Below are 26,511 nucleotides of genomic sequence, written 5' to 3'. Positions count from 1 at the left end.
CGGATGATAATCAGACCATAATAAAAAGAGATGGAAATTCCCATCTCTTTTTTTAATAGATGCTATCGCGGAAAAGCCCAACGACTTTGCCTAAAATGGTTACCCGGTCCAGGATGATTGGGGCCATTGTATCGTTTTCTGGCTGCAGGCGATAATGACCGTTTTCCTTGAAGAAACGCTTGCAGGTAGCCTCATTGTCATCATTCATGGCAATTACGATATCGCCATTTTTAGCGGTATCCTGTTTACGAACGATAACCTTGTCGCCGTTTAAGATCCCCATGTTGACCATGGAATTACCTTGAATCTGCAGCATAAACAGATCGTTATGGTCCGGAATCGAAGGCGGGATCGGGAAATAATCGGTTGCATCTTCGACAGCGAGAATCGGCTCACCGGCAGCAACGATTCCTAACAATGGAATTTTTTCCTGCTTTGGCGCAATTCCCAAGACGTCCATGCCGGCGGGCGTAATCTCTAGGGCACGCGGCTTGGAAGGATCCTTTTGCAGGTACCCCTTCTTGATAAGCCGATTGATATGCCCGTGAACGGTAGATGTAGATGAAAGGCCGACAGCTTTACAGATTTCGCGAACGGTTGGCGGATAGCCGTGAGTGGCGACCTGTTGATGAATGTAGCTGAGAACGGCCATTTGCTTGCTGGCTGCTGTTTTTACCATGTTGCCACCTCATTTTCAGATTTGGAGCAATTATATCATACTTGCCAAATATTTTCAAACATACGTTCGTTGAAACTTAACGGCGCGGATTGCTTGCTAAATAATGCGGCGTTCGCTACACTAAGTAACGTAAAAATCGTTGTTTAAGGCAGAGGGGAAGAAAATTATGGCTGATTCACAAGCACAAGAAAAGCTGCTCAAACGAATCAATGAGCTGGCACACAAAAACAAAGCGGAAGGACTGACCGTGGCCGAAAAAGCTGAACGCAAACAGCTGCGCGATCAATATCTCAAGAATTTCCGAGAGGCTTTTCGCTCAAATATTGAGATGATGCGGATCTTTGATAAGGATGGCAAAGAGGTTACACCGGAAAAAGTTCGGCAGATTCAACGCAAAAAAGGGCTGCGCGACGACTAATTCAATGATTAATTCATCGAATGCGCCTTTTATTTGACGAAGATATCGTGTAACATTAGTATCGTTATCTAAAATAAGGGGGAAACATCCATGAGTACTGGGCTTAGTATCATGTTGATCATCCTGGCGCTGCTGGTTGGCCTTTTGGTTGGCTTCTTTGGCGCTCGGAAATACATGGAAAACTACCTGCGTAACAATCCGCCGATTTCTGAAGATATGCTGCGGACGATGATGATGCAAATGGGCCAAAAACCTTCAGATCGCAAACTGCACCAAATGATGCAAGCGATGAAGGCTCAAGCGCGCAAGGCAGGCAAATAGCAATTAAAAAGGACCGGTGCACTGCATCGATCCTTTTTAATTAGTATTGATAAAGATTATCACGGGCGGCAACAGATTCTGGTGAGCCGATTGCCAGGATAAATTATAATTCAAAAATGATGAGCCTGATTAAAAGTCATCGTTTTTGGGCTTTTCTGGCATATAGTAGTGGTAATTGGGATCAAGCTCGTTATCCAGCTGATCAAACGCCGTCTGCATCTGTCGTTCCAATTCCTGCTGATTCTCATCGGTCAGCCGCATTTTACGGTCAATATAGATCGGTTCGCCAAAACTGATCTTGCGCTTTTGCCGTTTAAAGATGCCGCTTAGCTTCAATGGTCCCTGGTAGACGGCAGGCACCAGCGGCACGTTGGCCATTTTGGCGATGATCAGCGCGCCACCTTTGATCTTGCTGGAATAGCGCGAGCCGGTCGGGAAGATGATGGTTGAGCGATCACTGTTTTTCAGCAGCCTGACCGGGGTTTTGATGGCAGAGGGGCCGGGGTTCTTGCGGTTGACTGGAAAGGCGCCCAGCTTGCGCAGAAACCAGTTGGCAAAGCGCCCTTTAAACAACTCTTCTTTGGCCATGAACGTAAATTTTTTAGGATAAACGGCCAGCGCCAATAAAACCGGGTCCATCCAGGTACGATGCGGTGCGACGATAATATAGTTGCCCTCAGGAAGGCGATCTTTATGTTCAATCTGGGGGCGGCCATTGAACAGCGTCAAAAGCGGATTGACCAGATGAACCAAGAAATCATAGAGCATTTAAACAACTCCCAATTTTTAAAGTGATTTTATATATTTAGTATGACGAACCATACTCAAACATGCAAGCAAACAAACGCATAGCATAATTCGAAAACATGTTAAATCAAATAACAGCAATCAAGTGAGGGAAAATATGACAACCGTTCAGCTAAAGCCAAATGAGCGTATTGATCAGCTCAGTGCGCAAGGGGTACAAATCATTCAATCCAGCGAGGTCTTTGCTTTTTCGCTGGATGCCGTATTGTTGGCAGATTTTGTGCGTCCCAATCAGCGTCAGCAAATCAAAATCGTGGATCTGTGTGCCGGCAATGGCGCAATTGGTCTGTTTTTGCATCATAAGCTGGGGGGCCATTTTTATGAGATCGAGCTGCAGGAACGGCTAGCTGACATGGCTCAGCGATCAGTGGTCTTAAATGATCTGACGTCCCGCTATGAGGTGATCAATGATGATGTTGCCAACGTCTACCAATACGTAGCCAAGGATCGGGCCGATGTGGTGGTGTGCAATCCGCCTTATTTTAAGAACGCGCCGGCCAGTCAAAAAAATCCTAATCGCTATCTAGCCATTGCCCGTCATGAATTGACGATTGATCTGGCAATGGTCTGTGATCGGATGAGCGGCCTTTTGAAAATGAATGGACGCGGCTATCTGGTTCATCGACCGGACCGCCTACCGGAAATCTTAGCGACAATGACGGCTCATCGATTGGCGCCCAAGCGGATCAAGTTCGTCTATCCCAAACCGGGCATGGAAGCCAATATGGTGCTGATCGAGGCAATTAAAGACGGCAAGCCGAATGGGACGCGGATTATGCCGCCGTTGATCGTAGCGGGTGAAGATGGTGAGTATGGTCCGGAAGTGCAGGCGATGCTTAATGGCTCAAATGTCTGAGCAGCATTATTATTTTTACGTTCTCTATTGCGCGGATCACACGCTTTATGGCGGCTACTCCACGGATGTCTGGCGCCGGTTTGCGATGCACCAGTCTGGCAAGGGAGCCAAGTATACCAGGCCCAAGAAGCGTCACCCGCTCAAGCTTTTGTACTATGAGGAGTTTGACAATCAGCATGATGCGCTGAGTGCGGAATGGCATTTTAAACATCAGTCGCGCGCTAAGAAAATCGCATATCTGCGTGCTCATAATATTAAAATTTAATTAAAGATTCTTCCATTCAAGCAAATCTGTCTGTATAATCGGTTTTTGGAGATAAAGATTTGTTTATGTAGTGGAGGAATTTGAGATATGAAGATTATTGCGTACGGGATTCGTGAAGACGAACGCCCTTATGTCGAAAACTGGCAATGGGCCAATCCAGATGTGGAACTGGTCTGTACCGGCAAGCTGCTGGACGTTGAGTCGGCTGAACTGGCCAGGGGCTGCGATGGCGTGGTTGCCTACCAGCAGAAAAGCTACTCGGCTGATCTTTTAAAAAGGCTGCATGAAATGAACATTCACAACCTTTCATTGCGCAATGTCGGTATTGATAACGTTGACGTTGAGGCTGCTGTTAAATACAGTTTTAAGATTACCAACGTGCCGGTCTACTCGCCAGCTGCGATTGCTGAATTTGGCGTCACGCAGCTGTTGAATCTTTTGCGGCGGACCAAGGAGTACCAGGCTAAGTTTGCCAAGCGCGACTATCGCTGGGCTCCCAATATTTCTAAAGAGCTTAATCAACAGACGGTCGGCATTGTCGGGGCTGGTCACATTGGCCGGGTAATGGCGCATATCTGCCGCGGCTTTGGTGCCCGCGTGATGGTCTACAATCACCGTCCCAAGCCAGATCTGGTTAAGGCTGGCGTGTTTACTGATTCTTTAGATGAGCTGTATAAAGAGTCGACGGTGATCTCTTTGCACGTGCCAGCCGTTAAGTCAACCTACCACATGCTCAATCGGGATGCTTTTGCCAAGATGCAAAAAGGCGTCTTGATCGTAAACATGTCGCGGGGTTCCTTGATTGATGAGCAGGACTTGATTGCGGCGCTAGACAGTGGTCAGGTTGGCGGCGCGGCTTTGGATGTCTTGGAAGATGAGACCAAGATCTTTAACAAGGATATGGCCAATCAGCCGTCCAACTATCCGGCATTTGACGATTTGAATCAGCGCGAGAACGTTTTGATTACGCCTCACACTGCTTTTTATACCGATGAAGCCGTGCGCAATATGGTTGAGCAGAGCCTGGATGCCAACCGGGAGCTGATTTTAACGGGGGCCAGCGATAAAATGGTCAGTCTGGCATAACAAACGAAACACGGTGTTTTAGCGACATCGTGTTTTTTTGAGCAATCAATTCGGCTTTAATCGGGTATCTAGAAGCGTTTTCTTGGTATTTCGGACGCATTGATACGGCTTTCATAAACGATCATCAGGAAATTTGTTTACTTGTGAGCTTTTGGGGTATACTAGAGACACGATGAAAAATAACTAAGCCAATCGGAGGTATGAAATCAATGAAGATTTTAGCTTACGGTATTCGTGAAGATGAAAAACCTTTCGTTAAGGAATGGGAACAAGAAAATCCAGAAGTTGACGTTGAAATCACCGACCAGCTGTTGGATGATGAAACGGTCGCAATGGCCAAGGGCTTTGATGGCGTTGTTGTCTATCAGCAAAAGCCATACACGGACACGGTTTTTGAAAAGCTGGACTCCTATGGCATTCACAATGTCTCACTGCGCAACGTTGGGGTTGACAACATGAACCCGGCTACGGTTAAGAAGTATGGGTTTAAGGTTACCAACGTACCGGTATATTCACCAGCAGCCATCGCGGAATTTTCCGTTACGCAATTGATGAACCTGCTGCGGCGGACTAAGGAATACTTCCACAAGTTTGAACGTGGCGACTTCCGCTGGGCCCCACAGATTTCTCAAGAACTGAACCAGCAGACGGTCGGCGTTATCGGGACTGGTCACATTGGCCGCGTTGCAATCGATATCTACAAGGGCTTTGGCGCCAAAGTAATCGCCTATGACGTTTATCACAATCCTGAACTGGAAAAAGAAGGTCTCTACGTTGACACTTTAGATGAGCTCTATGCCAAGGCAACGGTAGTTACGCTGCATATTCCGCTGTTCCCATCAACCGAGCACATGCTGAACAAAGCAGCCTTCGATAAGATGCGCGATGGCGTCTTTATCGTCAATGCATCGCGTGGTCCACTGATTGACGAGCAGGCCTTGATCGATGCGCTTGATTCTGGCAAGGTTGCCGGGGCAGCATTGGATGTTTTGGAAGACGAAACCAAAGTCTTTAACCACAATATGGTGGGCAAGAACATGACCTATCCAGAATTCTGGAATCTCAATTCGCGTGAAAACGTTCTGATTTCGCCACACACGGCTTTCTACACCAACATTGCCGTTCAGAACATGGTTAAATTCAGTCTGTCAGCCAACAAGGACCTGATTGAAACCGGGACCTCTGATAAGCTGGTTAAGTTTGACTAATTCAAATAATTGAAGAAAAAAGGCTTGCGGTGGCAAGCCTTTTTTTGTATACTATCAGTCGGTGCTAAATGCCCAATTCACACCTGGCGGGATGTCAGAGGAAGTGCCAATTGGTGCCCCTGACAGATGAACGACAGGGAGGAAAAAACTATTTGGAGGTATGATTCATGTCTGTTGTTAGCATGAAGCAATTGCTTGAAGCCGGTGTCCACTTTGGTCACCAAACTCGTCGCTGGAACCCTAAGATGAAGCCATTCATCTTTACGGAACGCAACGGCATCTACATTATCGATCTGCAAAAGACGGTCAAGATGATCGACACTGCCTACGACTACATGAAGGACGTTGCTGCTAAGGGCGGCGTTGTTCTGTTCGTTGGTACTAAGAAGCAAGCACAAGACTCTGTTGAAGAAGAAGCTGTGCGTGCAGGTCAATACTACGTCAACCACCGTTGGCTGGGTGGTACCCTGACCAACTGGAAGACGATCCAATCTCGGATTGCTCGCCTGAAGGAATTGAAGAAGATGAGCGAAGACGGTACGTTCGACGTACTGCCAAAGAAGGAAGTTTCCGTGCTGACTAAGCAACGCGAAAAGCTGGAACGTTTCCTGGGCGGTATTGAAGACATGCCACGCATCCCAGACGTTTTGTACATTGTGGACCCACACAAGGAACAAATCGCTGTTAAGGAAGCTCAAAAGCTGCACATTCCAATCGTTGCCATGGTTGACACCAACACTGACCCTGACGATGTTGATGTTATCATCCCATCCAACGATGATGCTATTCGTGCCGTTCGTCTGATCACGGCTAAGATGGCAGATGCTGTCATCGAAGGCAAGCAAGGCCAAGACGATGCCAAGCAAGCCGAAGCAGTCGTTGAAGCTGCTGACGAACCAAAGGAAGTTTCTTCAGACGATCTGCAAAATCTGAAGAACAGCGTTGAAGGCAACAACTAACCAAATTAGTTAACGCTTGGGCTGTTTTGCAGTTTGGACCATTTTGGCCTAAGCGCAAAACAGCCTTTTTCATTAAAAACAACTATTTTTAAGGAGAGACGTACTCATGGCTGAAATCAAAGCTAAGCAAGTAATGGAACTGCGGAAGAAGTCCGGTGCCGGAATCATGGACGCTAAAAAGGCCCTGGTTGCCAGTGATGGCGACATGGACAAGGCAATGGACTGGCTGCGTGAAAAGGGGATTGCCAAGGCTGCCAAGAAGAGCGACCGCATCGCTGCTGAAGGTCTGACCAACATTGCTGTTGACGGCAACACGGCAGTTATCGTTGAATTGAACTCAGAAACGGACTTTGTGGCTGCCTCTGACCCATTCAAGGAATCACTGGCTGACGTTACCAAGGTGCTGCTGGAAAACAAGCCAGCTGACCTGGACGCTGCTTTGGCTTCCAAGACGGCCAACGGTACGCTGAACGATGACCTGATCTCCACGACTCAAAAGACTGGTGAAAAGGTTTCTCTGCGTCGCTTTGCCTTTGTTAACAAGGAAGACGGCGACAACTTTGGTGTTTACCTGCACCAAGGCGGTCGGATTGCTGCGCTGGTCGTTCTGCAAGGCGCTGACGAAGAAACGGCTAAAGACGTTGCCATGCACGTTGCTGCCGTTAATCCAGAATTCATGACGCGCGAAGAAGTTCCAGCTGATCGTCTGGCTCACGAACGCGAAGTCTTCAAGGAAGAAACGCTGAACGAAGGCAAGCCTGAAAAGATCGTTGACAAGATCGTTGAAGGCCGTCTTAACAAGTTCCTGTCCCAAATCTGCCTGGCAGACCAAGACTTTGTCAAGGACCCAGACGTAACGGTTGCTGAATACGTTGAATCCAAGGGTGGCAAGCTGAAGAGCTTCATCCGCTACGAAGTCGGTGAAGGTATCGAAAAGAAGCAAAGCGACCTGGCTGCTGAAGTCAAGGAACAACTGAAGTAATTCGTTAATTGACGAAATTGCGCACTGGTCGATGACATCGGTGCGCTTTTTTTGCAAAATCATGCATAGCAGGAAGGAATTTCAAATGTCTAAAGTAAAATACAACCGGATCGTTTTGAAGCTCAGTGGTGAAGCTTTGGCGGGCGAAAAAGGCTTTGGTATCAATCCACCGGTAATCAAGAAGATCGCTGAAGAAATCAAGCAGGTCTGCGATTTGGGCGTTCAAGTCTGCATCGTCTGCGGCGGTGGCAACATGTGGCGCGGCGTTACCGGCGAACAAATGGGAATGGAACGTGCTCAAGCTGACTACATCGGCATGCTGGGGACGATCATGAACGGTCTGTCGCTGCAGGATGCGCTGGAATCAGTTGGGGTGCCAACACGAGTTCAAACGGCCATTGAAATGCGTCAGATTGCCGAACCATACATTCGTCGCAAGGCCATTCGTCACCTGGAAAAGGGTCGCGTGGTAATCTTCTCTGCTGGTACGGGCTCACCGTACTTCTCGACTGACACGACGGCTGCATTGCGGGCTGCCGAAATGGATGCCGATGCAATCTTGATGGCTAAAAATGGCGTTGACGGCGTCTACTCCGCTGATCCAAACAAGGTCAAGGATGCCGTTAAGTTTGATCATCTGACGCACATGGACATTTTGGACAAACACCTGCAAGTGATGGACTCCACTGCCAGCTCGCTGTCAATGGACAATCACATTCCATTGGTAGTCTTCAATCTGAACACGCCTGGCAACATTGTGCGTGTCGTTAAGGGCGAAGAGATTGGGACCACGATTGAGGGGGAATAAATAATGGCTGATGGTAAACAAATCCTAGCAGAAGCTAAAGAAAAGATGAACAAGTCTGGTGACGCGCTGCGGCGGGCATTGGCTGACATTCGGGCCGGTCGTGCCAACGCCAGTCTTCTCAACTCGGTCAAGGTTGAGTACTATGGTGTGCCAACGCCTTTAAACCAGGTTGCTTCGATTACGATTCCAGAAGCACGACAGCTACTGATCTCGCCATACGATGAAAGTCTGCTTGGCGAAATCGAAAAGGCAATCTATGCTTCCAACCTGGGCTTGACGCCACAAAACGACGGTTCGGCAATTCGGCTGGTAATTCCACAGCTGACTGAAGAACGCCGTAAGGAACTGGTCAAGCAGGTCAAGGCGGAACTGGAAAAGGCCAAGGTTGCGGTTCGTAACGTGCGTCGTGAAGCCATGGACGATCTGAAAAAAGGCAACAAGAACGGCGACTTTAACGATGACGAATTCCACAAGCTGGAAGATAAGGTTCAAAAAGAAACCGATGAAGGAATCAAGAACCTGGAAAAGATTGCCGACGAAAAAGAAAAAGAACTAATGGAAGGTTAAGTTCTATATTCTAATTCGAAAGAGAAATCAGCGCACTTCGCGTTGGTTTCTTTTTATTTTTACTGAGGGCCGCGCTTGATCTGTTAAAATCTGGCTTAATATTATGCATAGTTGGTGACAAATGTAGAGTCAGGCCTAGATTTCTGGTAAAATGAAAAGTGTTGCAATTAAAAACAATGCGGAAATGGAGGGTTGTTCTTGTTTAACAAGAATCACCAGGCGGCAGACGAGCCGCAATTGGATATGTCCCGCATCCCAGCTCATGTCGCCATTATCATGGATGGCAATGGCCGCTGGGCGCAGGCGCGACACCTGCCTCGCGTGGCGGGTCACAAGCAGGGCATGCAGACGGTGAAGAAAGTCACGATTGCTGCCAGCGACCTTGGCGTAAAAGTACTCTCGCTTTACGCTTTTTCAACTGAAAACTGGAAACGGCCAGAAAGCGAAGTCAGCTACTTGATGGATTTGCCGATTCGTTTCTTTAATACGTTTGTGCCAGATCTGGTTAAGCATAACGTTAAGGTAACGGTTATGGGCGATATCACCAAGCTGCCAGAAAAAACGCAAAAAGCCGTTAACGATGCAATGGCAGATACCAAGGACTGTGACGGCATGATTCTAAACTTCGCGCTTAACTATGGTGCGCGTGATGAAATCAAACGGGCCGTGCAGTCAATCGCGCAACAGGCTGCAGCTGGCGAACTTGATCCTGCTTCCATCACTGAAGATACGATCAGCGGACATCTGATGTCAGCACAGCTGGGCGAGTTTGCCGATCCTGATCTTTTAATTCGGACCAGCGGCGAAGAGCGGATCTCGAACTTTATGCTTTGGCAGATTGCCTACAGTGAGCTGCTGTTCGTGCCGGAACACTGGCCAGACTTTGATGGCGAGACGCTCAAACGCTGCCTGATTGAATTTCAAGGGCGGCACCGTCGTTTTGGCGGTTTGGTAAATAAATAGAAACGGGTGAAGATTAGTGAAAACACGGATTATTACGGCGGTCGTTGCCTTGGCGATCTTTATTCCACTGATTGTCTACGGCAGCTGGCCATTAACGATTGCGGCAGTTGTCTTAGGCATGATCGCAATGGGCGAGATTCTGAGCATGAAAAAGATGTTTTTGACGTCTTTTCCAGCGATCGTCAGCTACATTGGCGTGGCAATCATGGTCCTGCCCAACAGCTGGCTGGACTTTTTGCCGAGTCACATTACGCGGCTGTTTGCCATGTACGTAATGGTGCTGCTTTTATTGCTGCATACGGTTGTGCATAAACAGCGTTTCAGCTTTGACGATGCCGGCGTCTTGGCTTTGGGCATGCTCTACATCGGCATTGGCTTTAACAATTTCTTGGCAGCCCGGGCCGTCAGCTTTACGACGCTTCTGTATGCCATGCTGATCGTCTGGCTGACTGACAGTGGCGCCTATCTGTTTGGCCGCAAGCTGGGCAAGCACAAGCTGGCACCGCGCGTTAGTCCGAATAAAACCTGGGAAGGCTCAATCTGCGGCACGCTTTTGGCCACGGTGGTTCTGGCCGTTTACCTCTACTTCTTCCCAGTTGGCTATCACAACTGGGGCTTGATGGTCTTTTTGACGCTGCTGCTCTCGATTCTGGGTCAATTCGGCGACCTGGTCGAATCAGCACTCAAGCGATTCTACGGCGTTAAGGACTCCGGTAAGATCCTGCCTGGCCATGGTGGTATTTTAGACCGGTTTGACAGCATGCTGCTGGTCATGCCGGCTCTGTACCTGCTGGGGATTATCTAAGCTGGCCGAAAGGTGAGGCGATTCTGTGATATTAACGATTATTACCTTTATTATTGTCTTTGGACTGCTGGTCTTGGTGCATGAATATGGCCACTACTACTTTGCCAAGCGGGCTGGAATTCTGGTTCGTGAATTTTCGATTGGCATGGGTCCTAAGATCTGGTGGCATCGCAAAAACGGCACGACCTATACGATCCGGATTCTGCCATTGGGCGGGTATGTCCGGCTGGCAGGTGCTGATGAGGAAGATGAGGAGTCGCTGCGTCCCGGAACGCCGGTTGCCATTCAGCTAAATGACCAGCAAAAAGTCACCAGCATCAATACCAGTGATAAAAACACGATGTTTCAAGGGATTCCGCTGCAGCTGATTGATCATGACCTAAATGAAGGATTATGGATCAAAGGGTATGTCAATGGCGATGAGAGTACGGTCAAAACATACGCTGTCGACCATGACGCTACGATTATCGAAAATGATGGTACCGTTGTTCAGATCGCGCCTAAGGACGTGCAGTTTCGTTCCGCCAGTCTGGGCAACCGGATGCTGACCAACTTTGCGGGGCCGTTCAACAACTTCTTGCTGTCTTTGCTCGTCTTTATTATTCTGGGCTTTACGCTCAGCGGCATTCCCACCAACAGCAATCGACTGGGCGCGGTTCGTTCTGACTCGGTAGCGGCTAAGGCAGGTTTGCAGACTGGTGATCGGATTACTGAGATCAATGGTAAAAAAACCAAGAACTGGACTGCTTTGGTAACTGAAATTTCGGGCAATCCCGGCAAAAAGCTGACGGTTGAGTATCAGCGCGATGGCCATCAGCATACCACGACGATGACTCCTAAAAAGGTCAAGCAGGGGAATGAGACAGTTGGACAGGTCGGCATTGTTGAAGAACAAAAAACCGATGCCAAATCAAGAATCATGTTTGGCTGGCAGCGGTTCGTCCAGGCCGGTACTCTGATTTTCAGCGTCTTAGGTCACATGTTTACACATGGCTTTAGCCTCAACGACTTAGGTGGACCGGTCGCGATCTATGCCGGCACCTCGCAGGCGACTGCATTGGGGATCAATGGCGTGCTTAATTTCCTGGCGCTCTTGTCGATCAACCTGGGAATCGTCAATTTGCTGCCAATTCCTGCTCTTGATGGTGGTAAGCTGTTATTGAACATTATCGAGGCGGTCATCAGGCGGCCGATTCCCGAAAAAGCTGAGGGGATCGTTACGATTATTGGTTTTGCCTTTTTGATGCTGTTGATGATTCTGGTTACTTGGAACGATATTCAACGCTACTTTATTCATTAAAAATCTTGGCTCCGTTTCATGAAGCCGTTCAAAGGAGTATTTTTTTAAATTATGAAGCAATCAAAGATTTTGATTCCTACCAAAAAAGAAGCACCAGCTGATGCCGAAGCGCTCAGTCATAAGATGATGGTGCGGGCTGGCTACATCTATCAGGTCTCTGCCGGGGTCTGGGCTTATCTGCCAATGGCCTACCGCGTGATTCGCAAGGTTGAAAACATCATTCGCGAAGAAATGGACAAGGCTGGTGCCGTTGAAATGATGCTGCCGGCACTGCTGCCTGCTGATCTGTGGAAGAAGTCGGGCCGCTACGAAAGCTATGGCGACAACCTGTTTAAGCTCAAGGACCGCCGCGATCGTGAATTTATCCTGGGACCAACGCATGAAGAAACGATCACCAGTATTTTGCGTGACAGCGTGCAGTCATATAAGAAGCTGCCTTTAGTCGTCTACCAGCTGCAAGACAAGTTCCGTGATGAGGATCGGCCACGCTACGGTATTTTGCGGGGTAAGGAATTCGAAATGCTGGATGGCTACTCCTTCTCTGCTGATCAAGCAGGTCTGGATGAGGCATACAACCTGCAGGCTAAGGCATACCGCAATATCTTCGACAAGATTGGCCTGGACTACAAGGTGATCCTGGCTGATTCTGGTACGATGGGAGGCAAGAACTCCCAGGAATTCTCCGCACCAGCTGAGGTTGGGGAAGATACGATTGCCTACACGGATGGAACCTATGCTGCCAACCTGGAAAAAGCCACGAGCAAGTTTGTCGGCGTACAGCAGACGGCTGATCCGGCTGAACTGCAAAAACAGGCTACGCCAGGCGCGCACAGCGTTGATGAGGCAGCCGAAAGTCTGGGGCTGGAAAGCAGTCAGATCATCAAGTCGATGCTGTACATGGCTAAGATGGATGAAGAAGAAACGGTGCCGGTACTGGTATTGATGCGCGGCAATGACGAGGTCAACGAAACCAAAGTCGAAAACGCGCTGGACTGCGAAGAGCTTAGTCTGGCCACTGAAGAAGATGCGGAAAAATACCTGGGTGCGCATCCTGGTTCGCTTGGCCCCGTTGGCGTGGGTGAAGAAGTCAAGATCCTGGCCGACAACTACGTCAAAGTTCTGGTCAACATGGCCTGCGGTGCTAATGAAGACGGCTTCCACTACGTCAACGCCAATTTGGATCGCGACTTCCGCGTTGATGAGTTCGGCGACTTCCGTAACGTTCAAGAAGGCGAAATCGCGCCAGATGGTCAGCCAATCAAGTTTACGCGTGGGATCGAGCTGGGACACATCTTCAAGCTTGGTACGCATTATTCCAAGATCTTAGGCGCGCAGGTGCTGGATCAAAACGGCCGACAAACCGATATGGTAATGGGCTGCTATGGCATCGGCGTCTCACGGCTGCTCTCGGCGGTTGCCGAACAGACGGCTGACGAACATGGGCTGGCATGGCCGGACAGCATCGCGCCATTTGACGTGCATGTAATTCCGGTTAACGCTAAAAACGAAGAACAGATGCAGATGGCCGAAAGCATCACCAAAACTTTGGAAGCAGCTGGCTATGAAGTACTGCTCGACGATCGCAAGGAACGGGCCGGCGTTAAGTTTGCCGATGCCGATCTGATTGGCCTGCCATTGCGGGTTACGGTCGGCAAGAAAGCCAGTGAAGGGATCGTTGAGGTCAAGATCCGCAAGACCGGCGAGACGATTGAGATCAAGCAGGAAGAAATTGAAAACACGGTTGGCATTTTGCTTAAGCAGCTGACGCCAGCTACCGAGACAGCCGCTGACTAATTATTGAGCGGCAGACTTTACAAAAGGTGGTTTAAAGGTAGAATAGATTCTGCTTTTAGCCGCTTTTTTTAATGAAATCAGAGAGGAGCATTGGAGTGGAGTTATCACGACATGAACTGTTTGAGCACTTGCTGGATCAGCTGAACATGGCTAAAGACGATCCTGCTTTTAAAGACGGCAAGATCAAGCAGGTAATCGTTCACCGCAAGTCCAAGTGCTGGGAATTTGATATCGTCCTGCGCAAGGTAATGCCTTATGAATTGTTTCGCCAGTTCGTCTCAGCTTTGCAGATCAGTTTTCGCGAGCTGGCGGGCGTGGATGCCAAAGTCAGAATCGATACGCCGACTGATGAATTGGATGCTAAGGCGATCGGCGACTATTGGTCATACGTAGTCGATGCCGAAGTCGGTGAATCCCCAATGGCACGCGAGGTCTGCGCCAAGACGATTCCTGAAGTCGATGGTAACCGAGTGCAGCTGCTGCTGGAAAACGAGGCCATCAAAGACTTTTTCGTCAAGAACCTTTTAAGTGCAATTGAAGAAGGCTATCAAAAAGTCGGTTTTCCACAGTTTCGGATTCATCCATTGGTCGATCAGTCAGCTTCCGAGCAAAAGATCAAGGAACTCAAGGCCAAACAGCAGCAGCAGGACCAGGAGCTGGTTAAAAAAGCCATGGAGCGCCTGCAGCAGCAAAAGACCGAAAAAAAGCAGCAGGAATCCGCGCTGCCTGATCTGGGCGATGGTCCCCTGGTCATTGGCAAGCCGATCAATCCCAAAGAGCCGGTACGACGGATGGCTGAGATTACTGAAGAAGAGCGCAACGTGGTCGTGGAAGGCTATGTCTTTTCAAAAGAAGTCCGTGAGCTGCGCAGTGGCCGGCAATTGCTGATTTTAGAAGTAACCGACTACACGTCATCGTTTGCCATTAAGAAGTTCTCCAACAACAAGGAAGACGAGGCCAAGTTTGCGGCAATCAAAGAAGGCGAGTGGATCAAGGCACGCGGTCCGGTTCAAGAAGATACCTACATGCGTGATTTGACGATCATGGCCTATGCCATCCAGCAGGTCAGTCATCCCGCCAGAAAAGATACTGCAGAAGGCGAGAAACGGGTTGAACTGCATCTGCATACTACGATGAGCACGATGGATGCCACCAACTCGATTTCTGATTACATCAAACAGGCAGAAAAATGGGGAATGAAGGCAATCGCGGTCACCGATCATGCCGGCGTCCAGGCGTTCCCCGAAGCGTTTAATGCCAGCCACGACAAAAAGGGCAATGCCAAGATCAAGATTTTATATGGGGTCGAGGCTAATGTCGTTGATGACGGGATTCCGCTGGTCTATAACGAAAACCATGATGAGCTTTTAGGCAATACCTATGTCATCTTTGACGTGGAAACGACGGGACTTTCAGCCATCTATGACAAGGTGATCCAGCTGTCGGCCGTTAAGATGCGGGATGGCGAGGTGCTGGACTCGTTTAATCAGTTTATTGACCCTGGCTTTCCGCTTTCTGAACAGACTAAGGAACTGACCAAGATCACTGATGAGGACGTTAAGGGATCCAAATCGGAAACTGAGGTCTTTCAGATGTTCCAGGACTTTTGTGAAGGCTGTCTGCTGGCTGGGCACAACGTCAGCTTTGACATGGGCTTTTTGAATACCGGTTATGAACGCGATGGCTTGCCGCGCATTACGGCTCCGGTTATCGATACCCTGCCGCTGGCGCGCTTCTTGCATCCAGAAATGCACCGGTTCACGCTGGATACGCTGAGCCGCAAGTTTAAGGTTGGTCTTGATCATCACCACCGGGCCGATCATGATGCCGAGGCAACGGGACATCTGCTGCACATCTTTTTAAGAGATGCCGAGAAGCGCTACGATGCCAAATACGTTGATGACTTGAACAAGCATATGTCAGACAATGGCGCTTATCGTCATGGCCGACCGTTTCATGCCACTGTTTTTGCCAAGAATCACACGGGGCTGAAGAATCTTTACAAACTGGTCTCGTTGGCCAACGTCAAATACTTCTATCGGGTGCCGCGGATTCCGCGCAGCGTGCTCGACCACTATCGCGATGGCCTGCTGATCGGTACGGCCTGTTCAAAAGGCGAGGTCTTTACGGCGATGATGGAAAAGGGGTATACGGATGCCAAGCAAAAAGCGCAGTACTATGACTTTATTGAAGTGCAGCCCAAGCCTAACTACGCGCCTTTGATCGAGCAGCAGATCATCTCAAATACCGCGCATCTAGAAGACATCATCAAAAACATGGTCAAGCTGGGAGCAGATCTGGACAAGCCGGTCGTGGCAACTGGCGACGCGCACTATCTTAATCCAGAAGACAAGATCTATCGTCACATTCTGATCAATTCTCAAGGTGGCGCCAATCCGCTTAACCGCACGCGCCGACCTGACGTTCCATTCCGCACGACTGATGATATGCTCAAGCAGTTTGCGTTTTTGGGCGAAGAAAAGGCGCATGAGATCGTGGTAGAAAATACCAATCGGCTGGCTGCTGAAATGGATGAGATGCGGCCAGTGCAAGACTCGCTGCACACGCCGAACATGAAGGGCGCCAACGAGGAACTGGCCAAGCGAACCTGGGATACGGCCCATGCCTGGTATGGCGATCCGTTGCCAAAACTGGTTAAGGATCGGGTCGAACTGGAGCTCAACTCAATTATCGGCAATGGTTACGCGGTTATTTATCTGATTGCCCAGCGTTTGGTAGCCAAGTCCAATAAAGACGGCTATCTGGTTGGCTCGCGGGGATCGGTCGGCTCATCAGTCGTGGCTAATCTGGCAGGGATCACGGAAGTCAATGCCTTTCCGCCGCACTATCGCTGTCCCAACTGTCAATACAGCCATTTCTACACAAAAGGTGAGTACAGCTCGGGCTTTGATATGCCTGACAAAGACTGTCCCAAGTGCGGTACTTTGATGATCAAAGATGGTCACGACATTCCTTTCCAGACCTTCCTTGGCTTTAAGGGCAATAAGGTTCCCGATATCGATCTGAACTTCTCTGGCGACTACCAGCCAATCGCGCACAACTATATGAAGGTGCTGTTCGGCGAAAAGAACGTTTATCGAGCTGGGACGATTGGAACCGTGGCCGATAAGACTGCCTATGGATACGTCAAGGCGTTTGAGCGCGACACCGAGCAGCAGTTTAGAGGCGCCGAAGAAGACCGTTTGGCAAAAGGCGCGACCGGCGTTAAGCGAACGACTGGTCAGCACCCGGCTGGAATCATCATCGTGCCTGATGACATGAGTATCTACGACTTTACGCCGGTACAGTATCCAGCCGATGATCAAAATGCGGCCTGGGAAACCACGCACTTTGATTTCCATTCGATTCATGACAACATTTTGAAAATGGATATTCTGGGACATGATGATCCGACCATGATTCGGTTCCTGCAAGATCTTTCAGGCGTCAACCCCCAAACGATACCAATGGATGATCCAGGCGTGATGAGTCTGTTCTCCAGTCCTGACATTTTAGGCGTTACTGAAGAACAGATCCAAAGCAAGACGGGAACTTTGGGGCTGCCGGAATTCGGGACGCGGTTCGTACGGGGAATGCTGGATGATACGCACCCCAAGAACTATTCGCAGCTGCTGCAGATTTCTGGCCTTTCGCACGGGACTGGCGTGTGGCTGGATAATGCCCAGGAACTGATCAAAAACGGCACGGCCACGATTGCCAACGTTATCGGCTGTCGTGACAACATCATGACCGACTTGATTCACTATGGTCTGGATTCAGAAACCTCCTTCCAGGTTATGGAACACGTGCGTAAAGGGCGCGGGATTCCAGATGAATGGCAGGAAAAAATGCTGCAGGCTGGCGTGCCGCAATGGTATCTGGATTCTTGTCTGAAGATTCAGTACATGTTCCCAAGAGCGCACGCGGCGGCATATGTCTTGATGGCGCTGCGGATTGCGTACTTTAAGGTCTACTTCCCGTTGGTTTATTATGCGGGCTACTTTTCCGTGCGGGCGGATGACTTTGACGTCGTGGCTATGGCTCATGGTAAGGATGCCGTCAAAGCACGGATGCAGCAGATCAATGACCAGGGCAATGAGGCCAGTGCCAAGGACAAGAGCCTGCTGACGATTCTGGAGCTGGCCAACGAGATGCTGGAGCGGGGCTACAACTTTGAAATGGTTGATCTGAACCGTTCCGATGCCACTGACTGGCTGATTGACGGTGATTCACTGATTGCACCGTTCAGAGCGATTCCTGGTTTGGGGGTCAACGTTGCCAAGCAGATCGTTGCTGCTCGAGCACAACGGCCATTCCTTTCCAAAGAGGATCTTTCTGAGCGGGGAAAGGTCTCGCAGACGCTGATTCAGTTCATGACGGCCAACCACGTCTTAGACGATCTGCCGGATGAAAATCAGCTTAGTCTGTTTTAGCCGCGGCTGAATCGTTGACTGCCATGGCTGGTAATCTGATCAAATAAGTTTCAGGCTGGTTTTTACGATCCTGATTTTAGTCTGATCAGTGGGCAAATGCTGCTCATGGTTGCTAAGCCAGAATAAAGATGCTATACTATCTATAGTGAATAACTCGTTAGGGAGTGAGCAGCAATGCTCGCTCTTTTTATTGCAATGAAATTGGAGGTGGCGGATTTGAGCAGTACGGTGGTTGACGCGGTCGAAAAGCTGGTTGAGCCGATCTTGACCGAGCATGACTTTGAGCTGTATGATATCGAATTTGTCAAAGAAGGACAAAGCTGGTATTTAAGAGTCTACATCGACAAAGACGGCGGCATTACGCTGGAAGACTGTGCCACGGTTAGCGATCAGCTGAGCGAGGCGCTGGATAATGCCGACCCAGACCCGATTCCCCAGGCATACTTTTTAGAAGTATCTTCACCAGGTGCGGAACGGCCTTTAAAAAAGGAAAGCGACTATCAGCGGGCACTGAACGAATATATTCATGTCTCACTGTACCAGGCAGTTGACGGCCGCAAGGTCTATGAGGGTACGATGACTGATCTGACGCCTGACAGCTTAACCTTGGATTATTTGGATAAGACGCGACACAAGACGATTACGCTGGATCGTAAAAAAATTGCCAAGGCTCGCTTAGCAATCAAGTTTTAATAAAGGAGCAGCAAAATGAGCACTAAGAAGCAAAAGCAAGCACAAGAACTGCTTGATGCCATGAACGTCCTGGAAAAGGAAAAGGGCATCAAGAAGGAAGTCGTTATCGAAGCATTGACGGATGCTTTGGAAAAGGCCTACAAGACCAACTACAACGCCAGCAACGTTGAAGTAAAGATCGATGAAAACACGGGTGAGTTCAAGGTCTTTTCTGACAAGACGGTCGTGGCCGAAGTTGAAAACCCTAAAGAACAAATCAGTCTGCACGATGCCTGGGAAAAGAGCCATGGCTACAGCCTGGGCGACACTTTCCAAGAAGAAGTGACGCCGCATGACTTTGGCCGCCTGGCAGCGCAAACGGCTAAAAACATCGTCCTGCAAAAACTGCGTGAGGCTGAACGCGACCGGGTCATCAACAAGTATGACAAAATGCTGAATGAATTGGTTGAAGGGGAAGTCTCTCGTGAAGACAACCGCTTTATCTACATTGACCTTGGCGATGGTGTGGAAGCCGGCTTGAGCAAGCGTCAGACGATGCCTAACGAAGAGTACCGGATTCACGATCGCGTCCAGGTCTACATCTACAAGGTAGCCGATGCCAAGCCAATGCAGCAGCCAGATGGCACGCAAAAGCGTCAATACCGTGGTCCGCTGGTCTTGGTAAGCCGGACGGATCCAGGCATGCTCAAGCGCTTGTTTGAAAAAGAGGTTCCCGAACTCAAGGAACAAAACGGCCCAATCGAATGGAAGGGCAGTGCACGGGAAGCCGGCGATCGTTCCAAGGTTGCCGTAGCTTCAAAAGACCCGAACATCGATCCGGTTGGTACCTGTGTTGGTCCACGAGGCGCCCGGGTTCAGGCAATCGTCAACCAACTGGGCGGCGAAAACATCGATATCATCGAATACAGCTCTGACCCAGCGATCTTCATCAAGAATGCCTTGAAGCCAGCTACGGTTGACCGCCTGGACTTTGACGACAACAACGGTGAAGAAGAGGATACGGGCAGCGTTGATCACGAAGGCAACAAGATCGTCAAGGTTCATCATGGCTGCACGGTCTACGTACCGGACGATCAGTTGTCGCTGGCAATCGGCAAGCGTGGTCAAAACGTTCGTCTGGCTGCTCAGCTGACCAAGTACAAGATTGACATCAAGCCATCCAGCGAGGCACCGGCTGTCGAAGATCAAACTGATGATTTCGCTGACGATGCTCAAAACGATGCAATGGATGGCGAATAAGACTACAATAGAAAAAGAAATTGAAGCAAGATTGAATGGAATAAATTGAGCAGCGGGGTGAAACAATGAAAAAGAGAAAAGTACCGATGCGCAAAGACATCGTTACCGGCGAAATGATGCCCAAGCGAGAGCTGATTCGCGTGGTGCGCAACAAAGAAGATGAAGTCAGCGTGGACCCAACCGGTAAAAAGGCTGGTCGCGGCGCCTACATTGCCGCGGATGTAAAGATTGCCACGCGGGCAAAGAAGGAACGCACTTTTGACAAGGCATTCGGCGTTAAGCTGGATGATGCCTTTTATGATCAGCTGATTGACTATGCTGATCACCTGCAGGAACGGATCAAGCTGTTCGGTCACGTTTAATGACAGCTTCAGAACAGCAGATCTTGAACCTTTTGGGATTAGCCCGGCGCGCCCGTCAGATTACGGCTGGGGAAGGATTGGTTTTAAAATCGATCCGCAATCATCAAGCCAAGCTGGTTTTTTTGGCAACTGACGCCGGTCATTCCACGGTCAAGCAGTTTATCAATAAGTGTAATTATTATGAAATTCCACTGATTTGTCGATTCAATAAAGCCGAGCTAAGTCAGGCGATTGGACAGGCACGAACGGTGGTTGCCGTTGAACAGGCCGGTTTTGCCAAGCGCATGATCGAACTGTCAAACGACGCTGAAGAAACAACAAAATAAATAAAGGAGCGTGATTCGATGGCCAAAGAACGAATTTACGAACTAGCCAAAGAGCTGAAAATGCCAAGCAAGGACTTGGTGGATATGGCCAAAAAGGAGGGAATCACGGTGAAAAGTCATATGTCTTCCGTGACCTCAGAAGAAGCCAACCGTCTACGCAGCATGGCCAAGGGTACCAATAAGCCAGCCGCTGCCAAGGCCAGTCAGCCAAAGCAGGAACAGCCAAAGCGCCCAGAACACAACAGCCGTCCGCAAAAAGGTCAGCAGTCTCAAAACAACAATCGCCACAATAACAACAACCGTGGCGGCAATGATGACAATGGCCGTGGCGTTCACGTTTTTAACAAAAACAAGAACAACAAGAAGAATCGTCGCAATAAAAACAACAAGCACAACAAGAATCAACGGATGCGCGAAGTGAAAAAGCAGCAGCCAACTCAGCGTAAGGATCGTCCATTGCCAGATGTTCTTGAATACACGGAAGGCATGAACGCGCAGGATCTGGCTAAGCTTTTGCACCGCCCAGCAGCTGAAATCATCAAGAAGCTGTTTATGCTTGGCGTCATGGTTAACCAAAACCAATCCCTGGATACGGACACGATTGAGCTTTTGGCTGCTGATTATGGCATCGAAGCTAAGGAAAAGGTTCAAGAAGACATTGCCGACTTGGACAAATTCTTTGATCAAGAAAACCAAAATACGGAACACATGGTATCGCGGCCACCAGTCGTTACGGTTATGGGTCACGTTGACCACGGTAAGACAACGCTTTTGGACAAGATCCGTCACTCCCACGTTACGGATTCTGAAGCCGGTGGGATCACGCAGGCAATTGGTGCCTACCAGGTTGACTACAATGGCAAGCTGATCACGTTCTTGGATACGCCAGGTCACGCCGCCTTTACCGAAATGCGGGCGCGTGGTGCCAACATTACCGACATCACAGTCCTGGTTGTAGCTGCCGATGACGGGGTCATGCCACAGACGGTTGAGGCCATCAACCACGCCAAGGCTGCCCACACGCCAATCATCGTCGCCGTTAACAAGGTCGACAAGCCAGGTGCCAATCCAAACCGGGTTATCGAAGAACTGGCCCAGTATGAATTGATTCCAGAAGACTGGGGTGGCGACACGATCTTTGTCAACATCTCAGCTAAGTTTGGCAAGAACATCGATGAACTGCTCGACATGATTCTGCTGCAGGCCGAAATGATGGAATTGAAGGCCAATCCAGATCAAAATGCCGCGGGTTCTGTTGTTGAAGCCCGGCTGGATCAAGGTCGCGGTCCCGTGGCCACGCTGCTGGTTCAACAAGGTACGATGCATGTCGGTGACCCAATCGTTGTCGGCAACACGTTTGGCCGCGTCCGGACGATGACCAACGAAAACGGTCGCCGCATCAAGGAAGCTACGCCATCTACGCCAGTTGAGATCACTGGTTTAAACGACGTGCCAGAAGCCGGGGATCGCTTCGTAGTCTTTGACGATGAAAAGACGGCCCGCGCAGCTGGTGAGGAACGGGCAAAGCGCGCCTTGGTTGAAGAACGGCAAAAGACTAGTCATGTTACGCTGGACAACTTGTTTGCCACGATGAAGAAGGGTCAGATGAAGACGCTGCCGGTTATCATCAAGGCCGATGTGCAAGGTTCCGTTGAAGCCCTGGCTCAGTCGTTGGAAAAGATCAAGGTTGACGGCGTTCGCGTTGACATCATCCACAAGGCCGTTGGTGCCATTTCTGAATCCGATGTCACGCTGGCCGAGGCTTCCAATGCCGTTATCATTGGCTTTAACGTGCGCCCTACGCCACTGGCCAAGTCCATGGCTGAATCAAACAACATCGATATCCGGCTGCACCGGGTCATCTACAACGCGATTGAAGAAGTTGAAGATGCCATGAAAGGGATGCTGGAACCTGTCTACAAGGAAGAAACGGTTGGTCAGGTTGAAGTTCGGCAAATCTACAAGGCTTCCAAGATTGGTACGATTGCCGGTGGGATGGTCATCGACGGCAAGATTACGCGTGATTCCAAGGTCCGCCTGATTCGTGACGGCGTGGTCGTTTACGAAGGCGAACTGGGCAGTCTGAAGCGTTTCAAAGACGATGTCAAGGAAGTCAAGCAGGGCTATGAATGTGGTCTGACAATTCAAAACTACAATGACATCAAGGAAGGCGACGTTATCGAAGCTTACCAGATGAAGGAAGTTCCCGTTAAGTAGCTTCTAGTCGCTAAAGGAGAAAAACATGCCAAATAAACGCTATCGGGTGGATCGGCTGGCTGAACAGATTCAGCGTGAAGTTGATGACATCCTCTTAAAGCGCGTGCGTGATCCACGAGTTCAAGACATCACGATCACGGGCGTTGACGTTACGGGCGACCTGCAGCAGGCGACGATCTACTACAGCCTGCTGTCTGACAAGGCCAGCGATGGCGAGAAGGCTCAACAAGGTCTGGACAAGGCAAAAGGGCTGATTCGCAGCGAACTGGGCAGTCGTCTTAACATTTTCAAGACTCCAGAGCTCACGTTTAAGCGTGATCCATCGGTTGCTTATGGCAGTCGGATCGACCAATTGATCAACCAGCTGCACAAGCAGGAGCGATAATCAGTTAAAAGGGAGCCCAGCTTGCGGCCCCCTTTTATTATTTCAAAAAATGAAAGCGGTGAAATTTTTGGACGGGATTATTCCATTGTACAAAGAACGCGGCATGACCAGCTTTGACTGTGTCAGTCGGTTGCGGCGAATTCTGCACACGAAAAAAATCGGTCATTCAGGAACGCTGGATCCAAACGTTGATGGCGTCTTGCCGATCTGCGTGGGTCAGGCTACCAAAGTCGTTGAGTTTTTGATGGCCTCGGGTAAGCAATATGTTGGCGAGCTTTTAGTTGGTCAGGCGACGACGACTCAAGATCTGGATGGCGAAGTCGTGGCCCAAAAGCCAGTCACGGCACCAATTGATGAAGACACGATCAAGCAGGCCATGCAGGAGCTGACCGGTGACATTGTTCAGATTCCGCCGATGTATTCGGCAATCAAGGTTAATGGCAAGAAGCTCTATGAATATGCCCGCGCTGGCGAAACCGTTGAACGTCCCAAGCGTCACGTTCACATTGCGCGCTTTGAAATGACGGCTTCCAGCTATGATGAAAAAAAGCAGCAGCAGCGGATTCGTTTTGTGGTCGACTGCAGCAAGGGAACCTACGTGCGGACATTGGCCTATGATCTGGCAGAAAAGTTAGGCTATCCTGGCGTAATGAGCAGTCTGACACGAACTAAGAGTGGCGGCTTTGAATTGGATCAGACCCTGAGTCTAAGCGATATTCAAGATGCCATGGAAGCCCAGATTATGAATCGCTATGTCTATCCAATGGACTATGCCTTGCAGAACTATCCACATCTTGAATTGACGGAAGCGCAATGGAAAAAGGTTCAAAATGGCGGCTGGCTGAGCGGTCTGAACACCCAAGAACCTGAGATCGCGCTGACTTATCAAGGCGAGGTCAAGGCACTGTATCAGGCAAAAGATCAGCTCTATAAACCGCTGAAGATGCTGTCGACAAAGTAGGTGGGATAGATGCAGGTTATTAAGATTCATCATCCATTTGATCCGGCGTTGATACCAGCTGGACCAGTTGTTTTGGCAATGGGCTTTTTTGATGGCATTCATCGTGGCCACCAGGCGGTAATCAAAACGGCGCGTCGCATTGCTGATGAAAAAGGGCTGCCGCTAGCCATCTTGACTTATGATCATCGGCCTGAGATCGTCTATCAGCAGTATCCAGCTGGCGGCGTTCATTATCTAACGCCGCTGCCGCGCAAATTGGATTTGCTAAAGCAGCTGGGAGTCGATCGCGTTTATCTGGTTAATCTTACTTCGGCACTGTCGGCTTTAGATCCGCAGACGTTTGTGGATCAATATCTGGTAGGCTTTCATACGCAGGTTGCCGTAGCTGGCTATGACCATACTTATGGAGCAGATCCCAGCGTGGCCAATATGGCGCAGCTAAAGAACTTTGCCCAGGGACGGTTTGAGGTAGTAATCGTTGACAAAATGACGCTGCAGGATAATCATAAGGTTGGTTCAACGCGTATCAGAGAGCTGCTTGAGCTTGGCGATGTGCAATCGGCCAATGAGCTTTTAGGATACTACTACCAGACTTCGGGTGTCGTCGTGCATGGCTTTGCGCGGGGCCGGACGCTGGGTTTTCCCACGGCTAACGTTGCCTGGCCTGAGTTGGAATGGCTGCCGGCAATCGGTGTGTACGTTGTTCAGCTTAAAATCGGCGAACGCTGGTATGATGGGATGGCCAGCGTAGGTCGCAACGTTACGTTTGGCGATCACAATGAGAAAACGCTTGAAATCAATTTGTTTGACTTTAATCAGCTGATCTATGGCGAAAACGTGCAGGTGCGCTGGATCAAACGACTGCGCGGCGAGGTCAAGTTTGACAGTGTGGATGACTTGATTGCGCAGATGCGGCTTGATCAGCATCATTCGGAACTGACGCTGCAAAATCTCAAGGCTCTGCCAGGTCAGATTCTGCAATAAATTAAAAGCAAACGGTGCCGCTTTTTTACCGGCACCGTTTTTTATTGCCTGCAGGCGGGTGGAATGGCTTGGAATTGATCAAAAAAGAACTGCCAATTTTAAGTCAGCAGCGTGTTAAAATAAACGCAAATCAATCGTGAGGTGATACGATGAAAATTGGCTTTATTGGAACCGGTGTGATGGGAACTGGGATGATTGCCAATCTGCTCAAGGCGGGCAATCAAGTCCAGATCTATAATCGAACTAAGGAGCATGCTCAAAAAGTTTTGGACCTGGGCGCAAAATGGTATGACACGCCGGCTTTGGCAATGCAGAACTGTGAAGTCGTGATGTCAATCGTTGGCTATCCAAAAGACGTTGAGCAGATCTATTTTGGCGAAGATGGTTTGTTGAGCGGAGCAGTTGCTGGTCAGTACCTGATTGATATGACCACCAGTCGGCCAGCTCTGGACCAAAGAATTGCCGCTGCGGCTCCAGCTGGCGTGCATATTTTGGATGCACCAGTTTCGGGCGGTGATCTGGGAGCAAAAAACGGCACGCTGACGATCATGGTGGGTGGTCAAAAGGCTGATTGCGAATATTTAACGCCGCTGTTTAAACAGATTGGTCAGGACGTCAACTGGTTTGGTCCTGCCGGCAGTGGTCAGCATGCCAAGATGGCCAACCAGATCATGATCGCGGGAACGATGACTGGAATGTGCGAGATGCTTGCGTATGCTAAGGCTGCCGGTCTGGATCTGGCAACGGTGATCAAGACGGTCGGTGGGGGTGCCGCGGCCAATTGGAGTCTGGACAACTATGCGCCCCGTATTCTTAAAAACGACTTTACGCCGGGCTTTTTCGCCAAGCATTTCTTGAAGGATCTGCGAATTGCGCTTGACGAGGCTGCGCGGATGAAGCTAGAGTTGCCGGCGACTAAGGAAGCCGCGCGTCTGTATGAAATTCTGGTTGATGAAAAACAGCTGGGCAATGATGGCACGCAGGCTTTGATCAAGTTATGGTGGAATTAGCAAAAAAATCTCAATTTATGGTTGACAATCAGTGGTGATCATTATAGTATGATTACAACGAAATTAGAAATTGCTTAGAAGAG

Annotated in this window: 26 protein-coding genes; 24 read left to right on the top strand and 2 right to left on the bottom strand. The window is 49.5% G+C overall.

Going from position 1 to position 26,511, the window contains the following annotated elements; translation table 11 throughout:
- Positions 1-52: 52 nt before the first annotated feature.
- Positions 53-679, bottom strand: coding sequence for a transcriptional repressor LexA (lexA, locus tag FC47_RS07415; RefSeq protein ID WP_006499147.1), 627 nt, complete (start codon positions 677-679; stop codon positions 53-55).
- 166 nt (positions 680-845) lie between these two features.
- On the opposite strand from lexA, the gene FC47_RS07410 reads away from it, so the two are divergent.
- The gene (locus tag FC47_RS07410) at positions 846-1,097 is read left to right on the top strand and encodes a DUF896 domain-containing protein (RefSeq protein WP_006499146.1); all 252 of its coding nucleotides are present in this window, start codon (positions 846-848) and stop codon (positions 1,095-1,097) included.
- 90 nt (positions 1,098-1,187) lie between these two features.
- The gene (locus FC47_RS07405) at positions 1,188-1,418 is read left to right on the top strand and encodes a YneF family protein (RefSeq protein ID WP_034540131.1); all 231 of its coding nucleotides are present in this window, start codon (positions 1,188-1,190) and stop codon (positions 1,416-1,418) included.
- Between the two features lie 129 nt (positions 1,419-1,547).
- Here the strand turns inward: FC47_RS07405 and FC47_RS07400 are convergent, their stop codons facing one another.
- Positions 1,548-2,186 (bottom strand): lysophospholipid acyltransferase family protein, encoded by a 639-nt coding sequence (locus FC47_RS07400; protein WP_006499144.1) that lies wholly within the window; start codon positions 2,184-2,186, stop codon positions 1,548-1,550.
- Positions 2,187-2,322: 136 nt separating this feature from the next.
- Here FC47_RS07400 and FC47_RS07395 point away from each other — a divergent pair, with 136 nt between their 5' ends.
- From FC47_RS07395 to FC47_RS07290, 22 genes are all read left to right on the top strand, one after another.
- A complete protein-coding gene (locus FC47_RS07395) occupies positions 2,323-3,081 on the top strand; it encodes a tRNA1(Val) (adenine(37)-N6)-methyltransferase (RefSeq protein WP_006499143.1) in 759 nt (252 codons plus the stop codon).
- Positions 3,074-3,346: a GIY-YIG nuclease family protein gene (locus FC47_RS07390; protein ID WP_006499142.1), complete on the top strand. Its 273-nt coding sequence runs from the start codon at positions 3,074-3,076 to the stop codon at positions 3,344-3,346. The genes FC47_RS07395 and FC47_RS07390 overlap by 8 nt, the downstream gene beginning before the upstream one ends.
- A gap of 87 nt (positions 3,347-3,433) precedes the next feature.
- Positions 3,434-4,432 (top strand): D-2-hydroxyacid dehydrogenase, encoded by a 999-nt coding sequence (locus FC47_RS07385; protein ID WP_006499141.1) that lies wholly within the window; start codon positions 3,434-3,436, stop codon positions 4,430-4,432.
- A 209-nt stretch (positions 4,433-4,641) separates the two neighbouring features.
- Positions 4,642-5,640 carry a D-2-hydroxyacid dehydrogenase gene (locus FC47_RS07380; RefSeq protein ID WP_033935050.1) on the top strand — a complete coding sequence of 333 codons (999 nt, stop codon included), beginning with the start codon at positions 4,642-4,644 and terminating at the stop codon, positions 5,638-5,640.
- Between the two features lie 167 nt (positions 5,641-5,807).
- Positions 5,808-6,599, top strand: coding sequence for a 30S ribosomal protein S2 (gene rpsB, locus FC47_RS07375; protein ID WP_033935051.1), 792 nt, complete (start codon positions 5,808-5,810; stop codon positions 6,597-6,599).
- Positions 6,600-6,705: 106 nt separating this feature from the next.
- Positions 6,706-7,581 carry a translation elongation factor Ts gene (gene tsf / locus FC47_RS07370; protein ID WP_006499136.1) on the top strand — a complete coding sequence of 292 codons (876 nt, stop codon included), beginning with the start codon at positions 6,706-6,708 and terminating at the stop codon, positions 7,579-7,581.
- A gap of 85 nt (positions 7,582-7,666) precedes the next feature.
- A complete protein-coding gene (gene pyrH / locus FC47_RS07365) occupies positions 7,667-8,389 on the top strand; it encodes a UMP kinase (protein WP_006499135.1) in 723 nt (240 codons plus the stop codon).
- 3 nt (positions 8,390-8,392) lie between these two features.
- The gene (gene frr, locus FC47_RS07360) at positions 8,393-8,956 is read left to right on the top strand and encodes a ribosome recycling factor (protein ID WP_048345197.1); all 564 of its coding nucleotides are present in this window, start codon (positions 8,393-8,395) and stop codon (positions 8,954-8,956) included.
- A gap of 192 nt (positions 8,957-9,148) precedes the next feature.
- Positions 9,149-9,919: an isoprenyl transferase gene (locus FC47_RS07355; RefSeq protein WP_393959846.1), complete on the top strand. Its 771-nt coding sequence runs from the start codon at positions 9,149-9,151 to the stop codon at positions 9,917-9,919.
- A 16-nt stretch (positions 9,920-9,935) separates the two neighbouring features.
- A complete protein-coding gene (locus FC47_RS07350) occupies positions 9,936-10,724 on the top strand; it encodes a phosphatidate cytidylyltransferase (protein ID WP_048345196.1) in 789 nt (262 codons plus the stop codon).
- A gap of 25 nt (positions 10,725-10,749) precedes the next feature.
- Positions 10,750-12,024, top strand: a complete 1,275-nt coding sequence (rseP, locus tag FC47_RS07345; protein WP_056968515.1) for an RIP metalloprotease RseP — start codon at positions 10,750-10,752, stop codon at positions 12,022-12,024.
- A 51-nt stretch (positions 12,025-12,075) separates the two neighbouring features.
- Positions 12,076-13,818: a proline--tRNA ligase gene (locus FC47_RS07340; RefSeq protein WP_006499130.1), complete on the top strand. Its 1,743-nt coding sequence runs from the start codon at positions 12,076-12,078 to the stop codon at positions 13,816-13,818.
- A gap of 95 nt (positions 13,819-13,913) precedes the next feature.
- Positions 13,914-18,251, top strand: coding sequence for a PolC-type DNA polymerase III (locus FC47_RS07335; protein ID WP_033935055.1), 4,338 nt, complete (start codon positions 13,914-13,916; stop codon positions 18,249-18,251).
- 195 nt (positions 18,252-18,446) lie between these two features.
- Positions 18,447-18,944, top strand: coding sequence for a ribosome maturation factor RimP (rimP, locus tag FC47_RS07330; RefSeq protein ID WP_006499128.1), 498 nt, complete (start codon positions 18,447-18,449; stop codon positions 18,942-18,944).
- A gap of 15 nt (positions 18,945-18,959) precedes the next feature.
- On the top strand, positions 18,960-20,183 hold the full coding sequence (gene nusA / locus FC47_RS07325) for a transcription termination factor NusA (protein ID WP_006499127.1): 1,224 nt from the start codon (positions 18,960-18,962) through the stop codon (positions 20,181-20,183).
- Between the two features lie 65 nt (positions 20,184-20,248).
- Entirely contained in the window at positions 20,249-20,545 is a 297-nt protein-coding gene (gene rnpM, locus FC47_RS07320) for an RNase P modulator RnpM (protein ID WP_033935056.1), read from the top strand.
- A complete protein-coding gene (locus tag FC47_RS07315) occupies positions 20,545-20,871 on the top strand; it encodes a YlxQ-related RNA-binding protein (RefSeq protein ID WP_056968514.1) in 327 nt (108 codons plus the stop codon). The genes rnpM and FC47_RS07315 overlap by 1 nt, the downstream gene beginning before the upstream one ends.
- Positions 20,872-20,889: 18 nt before the next feature.
- On the top strand, positions 20,890-23,088 hold the full coding sequence (gene infB, locus FC47_RS07310) for a translation initiation factor IF-2 (protein WP_056968513.1): 2,199 nt from the start codon (positions 20,890-20,892) through the stop codon (positions 23,086-23,088).
- Between the two features lie 25 nt (positions 23,089-23,113).
- Entirely contained in the window at positions 23,114-23,473 is a 360-nt protein-coding gene (rbfA, locus tag FC47_RS07305) for a 30S ribosome-binding factor RbfA (RefSeq protein ID WP_006499123.1), read from the top strand.
- A gap of 67 nt (positions 23,474-23,540) precedes the next feature.
- A complete protein-coding gene (gene truB, locus FC47_RS07300; protein WP_056968512.1) occupies positions 23,541-24,434 on the top strand; it encodes a tRNA pseudouridine(55) synthase TruB in 894 nt (297 codons plus the stop codon).
- Positions 24,435-24,443: 9 nt separating this feature from the next.
- The gene (gene ribF / locus FC47_RS07295) at positions 24,444-25,418 is read left to right on the top strand and encodes a riboflavin biosynthesis protein RibF (RefSeq protein ID WP_056968511.1); all 975 of its coding nucleotides are present in this window, start codon (positions 24,444-24,446) and stop codon (positions 25,416-25,418) included.
- Between the two features lie 149 nt (positions 25,419-25,567).
- On the top strand, positions 25,568-26,428 hold the full coding sequence (locus FC47_RS07290) for an NAD(P)-dependent oxidoreductase (RefSeq protein WP_056968510.1): 861 nt from the start codon (positions 25,568-25,570) through the stop codon (positions 26,426-26,428).
- Positions 26,429-26,511 lie beyond the last annotated feature (83 nt).

The organism is Limosilactobacillus mucosae DSM 13345 (assembly GCF_001436025.1).
In the GTDB taxonomy this organism is placed as follows: domain Bacteria; phylum Bacillota; class Bacilli; order Lactobacillales; family Lactobacillaceae; genus Limosilactobacillus; species Limosilactobacillus mucosae.
The sequence above is the reverse complement of the archived record's forward strand: the minus strand, read 5'-3'. Positions and strand labels throughout refer to the sequence as shown.